This is a genomic window from Bradyrhizobium sp. (genome assembly GCF_035701725.1).
In the GTDB taxonomy this organism is placed as follows: domain Bacteria; phylum Pseudomonadota; class Alphaproteobacteria; order Rhizobiales; family Xanthobacteraceae; genus Bradyrhizobium.
In genome coordinates, this window is sequence record NZ_DASSRP010000419.1 from 1 (window position 1) to 7,663 (window position 7,663).

Below are 7,663 nucleotides of genomic sequence, written 5' to 3' on the forward strand. Positions count from 1 at the left end.
GATTCCATGAAGGCCGAGGTGCCGAGATTTTCCTGCACGAGGCGGGAGAACTGGAACGGCACGCGGTAGGCGCGGGTGAATTGCAGATCCGAAATCTGCGTGACGGCTTCCGCCGTCATTTGGCGCCCCTTGGCGAAACGCTCGGCGTAAAGCTTGGCCAGCGCAAAGAAGGCGTCCTTGCGGCGGGCCGCGATTTCCGCCGGCGCGCCGTCGGCGGCAAAATACCTGTCGCCGGAAAATTCGTAGAATGGCAACAGCTTCGCCACGCGGCGGGACATTTTCGAATGTCCGGCCAGCGAGCGGTGCTTGGCCCGCGACAGTTCAAGGCGCGCCTTGACCTTGGGGAAAGCAACGGCGGCGCCGGCCACGGCTGCGGCGGACAGAGAGAGAATCGGGAGAGACGAATCCATGCCAGAAGCGCTAGCCGGTCGATCTGACAGATTCATGACAGTGAAGGGGCTAATCGCGGGCCTTACACAGCAGGAGGACCTTAATTTCCTGCTCACCAACCGGATTCCGCGGGCCGCCATCACCCGCTTCATGGGCTGGTTCAGCAAGATCGAGAATCCCGTCATTTGTGCCGCCTCGATCGCGCTGTGGCGGTTGTTTTCGGACCTCGATCTCTCCGAGGCCAAGAAGACCGAATTCAGGAGCCTGCACGATTGCTTTACGCGCGAACTCAAGGAAGGGCTGCGGCCGTTCGACCCGGATCCCGCCATTGTCGCGAGCCCGAGCGACGCCATCATCGGCGCCCACGGCGCCATCGCGGATACCGAACTGTTTCAGATCAAGGGCGCGAATTATTCGCTGCTCGATCTATTGGGGCTGCCGGAGCTGGTGGAAACCCACCGCAACGGCCGTTTCGTCACCTTGCGGCTGACGTCGAGCATGTATCACCGCTTTCATGCGCCGGCGGACATCGACATCAAGCGCGTCACCTTCATCGCGGGCGACGTCTGGAACGTCAATCCGATCGCGCTGAAGCGGGTCGAGAAGCTGTTCTGCAAGAACGAGCGCGCGGTGATCGAGACGCATCTCGCATCGGGCGAGGCGCTGACGCTGGTGCCGGTCGCGGCGATTCTGGTCGCCAGCCTTCGCTTGCATTGCATCGACCGCACGCTGAACGCGCAGACCCAGGGTCCCACGGTCTTTCCCTGCGACGTGCGGTCGCGCAAGGGTGACGAACTTGGCTGGTTCGAGCACGGCTCGACCATCATCGTGCTGACGCCGGACCGGTTCGAATTCTCTGACAATGTGCGCGAGGGCGCAGCGGTAAAGGCCGGGCAGCCGCTGCTGCGCAAGCCGCGGTGAGCGGCAAGATCCTGCCCGCGGATGAAAATGAAAATCCATCATCGATTTCATGGAACTTCTGCTCTATATAAAACATGAGTCGATTGGACTCGGCTTGCTTCAGGGATTGAGAGATGGCGCGATCGCCGGTTCTGGCGGCGGGAGGCATTGTGCTGCGGGCATCAAAGCCGCCGCAGATCGCGGTCGTGCGCCTGCGCAAAGGCGAGTGGGTCCTGCCGAAGGGCAAGCTCGACGACGGCGAGACGCCGCGCGAGGCCGCGATCCGTGAGGTTTGGGAAGAGACCGGGCACGACGTGTCGGTGCATGAGTTTCTGGGCACGCTGGCCTATGACGCCGGCGGCCGTTCCAAGATCGTGCACTACTGGCGGATGGAGACGCAGGGCAAACCCACGCGCGATCTCATGCGCGATGTGATCGCGGTCGACTGGTTGCCGCTGCAGGCCGCCGTCGAGCGGCTGTCGCGCGACCATGAGCGGGCATTCCTCGCCAATGTCGGACCGCTGGCGCTGGAGTCGGCGGCGCTGGCGCGCCGTTCGCGCGAGACCAAGGCGCTTGCGCCGGCCAAGCCGCGCCGGCGCGTCGCCACGCCAAAATCCGCGCCGGCGATTTCGCCGCCGATGGCGCCATTGCCGCAAGATTTGGCTATCGCCGCGCCAGAGGTGATCGAACGCAGCGCGCCATTGCCCGACGACGAGGCAATCGATGCGTTCGCCTCCCTGCTCACGCGGGAGATCGCGCCGTCATCGGTGCAGACCGAGCGTGCCGATGTCGATCCCTTCGAGACAGTGCGTGATGACGCAATCGTGCAGGACGAGTTGGTAAAACGACCGCAGAGCCCACGGGTCAACATGATGCAGCGCGTGCGCGGCTGGCTGCGGCGGGTCGGCTGAATCTTTGTCGTCCCCGCGAACGCAGGGACGAGTTCGTTGAAGGTCCGCATTACCTTCGCTTTTCCCGCGGCGGCTTTTTCGGCGGCGGTGCGCGCCGTGGCGGCGCAGCGCCCCGGTTCGGCGGCCCGCTTTGGCGCAGCGCGGGTTCGCGTTGCGGCTGCGCGCCTTGTTGGGTGCCTGGCCGTTGCGCGCCGGGCGGCTGGCCTTGCTCGGTCGCCCGGTTCGGTGACGGCTGTCCTTGCGGGCCATTGCGGTTCGGTGCGCCCGGCTGTCCGCCCTGGCGATTCTCGCCGGCGCGGTTTGGCGTTGCGGGCTGACCCGGTTGTCCGGGTTGCCCGGCCCGATTTGGCGCCCCGGGCTGACCTTGCTGGCGGTTCTGCCGCTCGTCGCCGCGCTGTTGCAGGTTGTTCTGCCGCTGACCGGGCTGCTGCTGACCCGGCTGACGCTGACCAGGTTGCGGCTGTCCAGGTTGACGCTGGCCAGGTTGACCCGGCGTGCCACGCTGGTTGTTGCGGTTCAGGTTCGGGTTGGCGCGCCGCAACGCGCGTTGTTCAGTGACCACCTGGCGTCCGACGACCTGCGCCGCGTGCACCTGACGCACGAAGCCCTGGTCGCGTGCGGCCTGTTGCTGCGAGATCTGCAGCGGCGCTGCCGTGAATCTTCCGCCGGCGCCAGCGCGAACGGTAAAGCCGCTGGCACCTCGGTTGAGCGTGCCGAGCCGCGTGCCGTTGCGGTCGGCGACGTCGATGGTGCCGACATGGCCGTCCGGATCGGGATAGAGCTTGATGTTGTGGGCGCCGCTGCCGGCGCCGTTCACTTCAACGAGTCCGGTGGTGCCGCGAATGCCAAGCGTTGCGGTTGGCGTCGTGATCTTCATGTTGCCGGTCTTGGCGACGGCGGAAGCGACAAACGCGACCGTGCCCTTGGTTACGTCGAACAGCGCCGAGTTCTGCTTGCCGCCATCCTCGTAGATAAAGTCGTCGATCGTGATCGAGGCCTTGGCGTTGAGGTTGAAGGTGGTCTCGTCGTTGAAGGTGATGCCGAGCGCCGAGTCCGCGAACGTCGTCACGACGTCGTTGAGATAGATATCGTCCTTCAGCTTCAGCGGCAGCGTATTCTGGTTGCGGACGACACTCGCCGAGCCGGTCAGCGTGGCGACGTTGCCGATCGGCTCGTCGGCAGCAGGCTGAGCCGCGGCGGTGGCTGGCTGCGCAGGGGCAGGTTGCGGAGTTTGCGCCAGCGCTGAACTGGCAAACATCAGGCCGGCAACGAGCGCCAGCGCCTTTGATGATGACCATCGTCGTGTCGCGTTTTGTCCGCCGTGACGCGAACCCGTCGATGAAAGGTACATCCCCGCCTTCTACCCCAACAGCTGTCGTTGCCGGATTGAGGCGGTTTGCGCCTGAATGTGGCATGAACGTCAGGAGCCGCGGCGCAGCGGCTAGCACGGCGCAGGGCGATCTCGTTGATCGCGGCAATCCCAAGACCACCGCGCACAAAAAAACCGGCGGTGGTCCGCCGGGTTTTGAAAGCGATGGACGTTCGTGCCGCTTCTAAAAGCGCGCCGAGCTAGAAAACGCCCAGAATGATCGCGCCAACAAAGGCGAAAGCGAGATACGCGGTCACGATGCTGAGTTGGCTGACATAAGGACGATAGGTCATCGCAAACTCCCCGAGGTCAGGACGCTGAGCACCATAACGTGCAAAGTTAGCATCCGTTCCAACGCAAAAAAGTCAGCCGCGCTGTCCATGCACCGCACCACCGCGACGCAGCAACGCTCGCGACGTGGTTAAAGAGTCGTGAAATCAAGGCGTTGATAAGTCCTTAAATAAATTCGTTGAAGTTCTCCCGCATGACGCGCGGAGTTTGTTGGTATCTCGTCGGCTCCTTCGTCCTTGTATCGCTAGCCGGATGCGGCCGCGGGTTCTTTTCCGAGGAGCGCGAACCGTGGCGTGCCGAGGCCGAGATCGCGTGTCTCAAGTCGGGCGCGGTCAAGGAAGGCCCCGATCTGGTTCGGATCAGCCCGATTTCCGGCCCCGGCGCCTGCGGCGCCGATTTTCCGCTGAGGGTTTCCGCGTTCGGCGAAAATTCTTCCACTTTCGGCTTTGCCGATGAGGATCTGCGTCCGCCTGCAACCATCGGCAACCAGCCGCGCTGGCCGGTCGGCCAGCCGCCGCCGTCGTCTTATTATTCCGACCAGCCCTATCGCGCGCCAAACTATGGATCGCCCGGCTATGGTTCCCCGTCGAACGGTCCGTTGTCGTTGCGCGCGCCTGGCGTCGCACCGGATCAGGATGATGGCCGCGTGCCAGGCGAAAGCGGGCCGCATGGCTGGCAAGCCGGGCCGTCCTCGCCTTATGCGCCGCCGCCAAACACGTCACGTGACCGTTATGCGCCGGCGCCCGAGCGCGTCGAGGTGCCGCCCTATCAGTCGTCGCCGCGGCTGGGGCCCGGACCGATGCAGCCGCTGGCCACAGGGCTCGTCGCGCTCAAGCCCGCCGCGACGCTGGCCTGTCCGCTGGTCTCGGTGCTCGATCGCTGGCTCAACGAGACGGTGCAGCCGGCCGCGCAGCGCTGGTTCGGCCAGCGCGTGGTCGAGATCAAGCAGATCTCGGCCTATTCCTGCCGCGGCATGAACGGCAATCCGAACGCGCATATTTCCGAACACGCCTTCGGCAACGCGCTCGATATCGCGGCGTTCACGCTGTCGGACGGCCGGCGGATCACTGTGAAAGACGGCTGGCGCGGCCTGCCGGAAGAGCAGGGCTTTCTGCGCGATGTGGAGGCGGGCGCCTGCCAGCAATTCACCACCGTGCTGGCGCCGGGCTCCAATTCTTATCACTATGACCACATCCATGTGGACCTGATGCGACGCGCCTCGCGGCGTCTGATCTGCGAGCCTGCCGCGGTCTCCGGCGAAGAAGTTGCCTCGCGCGCGATGCAGCGCAATCCCTATGCGTCCTCGCGGGAGCCGTACACGACCGGCGCGCTCGGCGCGCACAAGAGCGCCTCGCGCAAACACGGCGCTAGAATCAACGAAGAAGACGAGTTCGAGGACGAGTAGGGCGTTCGCCAACGCGGCGCGCCGCGCCCGCAAGCCATCGAATTCTTTTCGTCATTCCGAAGCGCGACTGAAACGAGCGAACCCGGAATTCATGTTTGTCAACTGCGGCTAGGGGCCTGCGCCTTCCCCGCAAAATAGTTCGCTATTTTGTCGCGACGGCGCATCCCGGAACGGAGGTGAAACTGGTCGCGAACCCCGCTCACCGGTACGTTTTCCGCCTTATTCGGGCCTATAACGCCTCTTCCACGCGGCCAGCGCCGCCCAGGAAGGAGCCTCAAGCATGTCAGACCCGATCGATCGCCGGCATTTCTTAGGCGCTTCCGTCTCCAGCGTCGCCGCGACGCAGTTTTCGCTCGGCGCTGCCAAGGCGCAGAGCTCTGCGCCCGGCAGTTCGGCGAAGGCCGGCGGCAACGCATCGTTCGCGCCGCTGAAGCAGGTCAATGCCGGCGTTCTCAATGTCGGTTATGCCGAGGCGGGACCTGCCGACGGCAAGCCGGTGATCCTGCTGCACGGCTGGCCCTACGACATCCACGCTTTTGTCGAGGTCGCGCCGGTGCTGAGCTCAGCCGGCTATCGCGTGATCATTCCCCATCTGCGCGGCTATGGCTCCACGACGTTTCTGTCCGCGAGCACGGTGCGCAACGGCCAGCCCGCCGCGCTGGCGCAAGACACGATCGCGCTGATGGATGCGCTCAAGATCGACAAAGCCGTGCTCGCCGGCTTCGATTGGGGCGGGCGCACCGCCGATATCGTTGCGGCACTTTGGCCGGAGCGTGTCACGGCGCTGGTTGCCGTCAGCGGCTATCTGATCGGCAGCCAGGAAGCCGGCAGGAAGCCGCTGCCGCCCGCGGCCGAGCTGCAATGGTGGTATCAGTTCTACTTCGCCACCGAGCGCGGCCGGGAAGGCTACGAGAAATATCGCCGCGACTTCTCCAAGCTCATCTGGAAGCTCGCCTCGCCGAAATGGAATTTCGACGAGGCGACCTTCGAGCGCAGCGCCAAATCCTTCGACAATCCGGATCACGTCGCGATCGTGATTCACAACTACCGCTGGCGGCTGGGCCTCGCCGAAGGCGAGGCGAAATACGACGAGATCGAGCAGAAGCTCGCAAAAGCTCCGGTCATCAGCGTGCCGACCATCACCATGGAAGGCGACGCCAACGGCGCGCCGCATCCCGAACCTTCGGCCTATGCAAAAATGTTCTCCGGCAAATATTCGCACCGCCTGATCCCGGGCGGGATCGGGCACAATCTGCCGCAGGAGGCGCCGCAGGCCTTTGCGCAGGCGGTCATCGACGTCGCAAAGGGCGGTTGATTGACCGCTCGAGGAAGACGCGGCGAGACGTTCGGGTCAATTTATTTTTAGAATCCGACTCTCGCTTTGCCGTCACGGGCAAATGCTAGCATGGCGTTGCCGTGAGGCGGACATGTCGCCGCCTCAGGCCGGTCCATGTGTGGCCGCGGGAAAGTCACGCTTGGAACGAAGGGTACCGTTCTTCAGTTATTTTTGATCGCCCAGGCCTTTTTACCGCAGCGCGAGATGAATTTGAGCGTGAATGTCCCTTTCAGCAATTTGCGCGCCGTCGTTATCCTGATTGTGGTCGCCTTCCATTCCGCGCTGCCGTATCTCGCTTCGCAACCGAGCCAGCCCTTTGCCTTTGATGCCGAGCCCTATCGCTGGATCGCGTTTCCGATCATCGATTCAAAGCGATGGTTCGGCTTTGACCTGTTCTGCGCCTGGCAGGACATCAGCCTGATGCCGCTGATGTTCTTTCTCGCCGGCCTGTTCGCGCCGGCAAGCCTTCAACGCAAGGGACCATCTGCCTATCTCACCGACCGGTGGTGGCGCATCGGCCTTCCTTTCGTGTTTGCCGTCACGATCCTCAGCCCGCTCGCTTACTATGCTTCGTATCGGCTGACCGCGGCCGATCCCTCGCCGGCGGTGTTCTGGGAGCACTGGCGGACGCTTCCGATGTGGCCGTCGGGGCCGCAATGGTTTCTCTGGCAGGTGTTCGTGCTCAGCGCGCTTTCGGCGGCGCTATGCAGCTTCGCGCCGCGTTTGCGCGATGGCTTGAGCCGGCTGGTGGGGGATCTGAGCGACCGTCCGCCGGTTTTCCTGGCGGGACTGATCGCGCTGATGATCGTGGCTTACGTCCCCCTCGCGCTTGCCTTCTCGCCCTGGGACTGGACCAATGTCGGGCCGTTCTCGTTTCAGCGCTGCCGCCCGTTGCTTTATCTCGTTGCCTTCTTCGCCGGATTTTCCGTCGGCGGCCAATTCGGTGACAGAAGTGGCTGCGACCGCGGCCTGTTGCGCGCCGATGGACCGGTGGCGCGGCATTGGCGGATTTGGCTGGCGGCGGCGGTGATCTGTTTTTTGGCCTGGGGAGGGCTGACGTC

6 protein-coding genes and 1 pseudogene are annotated in these 7,663 nt (G+C 64.1%); 5 read left to right on the plus strand and 2 right to left on the minus strand.

The features are described from left to right. A pseudogene (locus VFL62_RS25830) lies at positions 1-410 on the minus strand (glutamate-1-semialdehyde 2,1-aminomutase); the annotation flags it as partial. A 34-nt stretch (positions 411-444) separates the two neighbouring features. On the opposite strand from VFL62_RS25830, the gene asd reads away from it, so the two are divergent. Then, positions 445-1,311, plus strand: a complete 867-nt coding sequence (asd, locus tag VFL62_RS25835) for an archaetidylserine decarboxylase (RefSeq protein WP_325175228.1) — start codon at positions 445-447, stop codon at positions 1,309-1,311. Between the two features lie 113 nt (positions 1,312-1,424). Next, positions 1,425-2,201 carry an NUDIX hydrolase gene (locus VFL62_RS25840; protein ID WP_325175229.1) on the plus strand — a complete coding sequence of 259 codons (777 nt, stop codon included), beginning with the start codon at positions 1,425-1,427 and terminating at the stop codon, positions 2,199-2,201. 49 nt (positions 2,202-2,250) lie between these two features. Here the strand turns inward: VFL62_RS25840 and VFL62_RS25845 are convergent, their stop codons facing one another. Beyond that, positions 2,251-3,552 carry a FecR family protein gene (locus tag VFL62_RS25845; protein WP_325175230.1) on the minus strand — a complete coding sequence of 434 codons (1,302 nt, stop codon included), beginning with the start codon at positions 3,550-3,552 and terminating at the stop codon, positions 2,251-2,253. A gap of 502 nt (positions 3,553-4,054) precedes the next feature. On the opposite strand from VFL62_RS25845, the gene VFL62_RS25850 reads away from it, so the two are divergent. The 3 genes from VFL62_RS25850 to VFL62_RS25860 all read left to right on the plus strand — a co-directional run. Continuing rightward, on the plus strand, positions 4,055-5,266 hold the full coding sequence (locus tag VFL62_RS25850) for an extensin family protein (protein ID WP_325175231.1): 1,212 nt from the start codon (positions 4,055-4,057) through the stop codon (positions 5,264-5,266). 280 nt (positions 5,267-5,546) lie between these two features. Further along, positions 5,547-6,581: an alpha/beta hydrolase gene (locus tag VFL62_RS25855; RefSeq protein WP_325175232.1), complete on the plus strand. Its 1,035-nt coding sequence runs from the start codon at positions 5,547-5,549 to the stop codon at positions 6,579-6,581. Positions 6,582-6,818: 237 nt separating this feature from the next. Then, positions 6,819-7,663 (plus strand): acyltransferase family protein (locus tag VFL62_RS25860; RefSeq protein WP_325175233.1); only part of this gene is annotated, 845 nt, incomplete at its 3' end.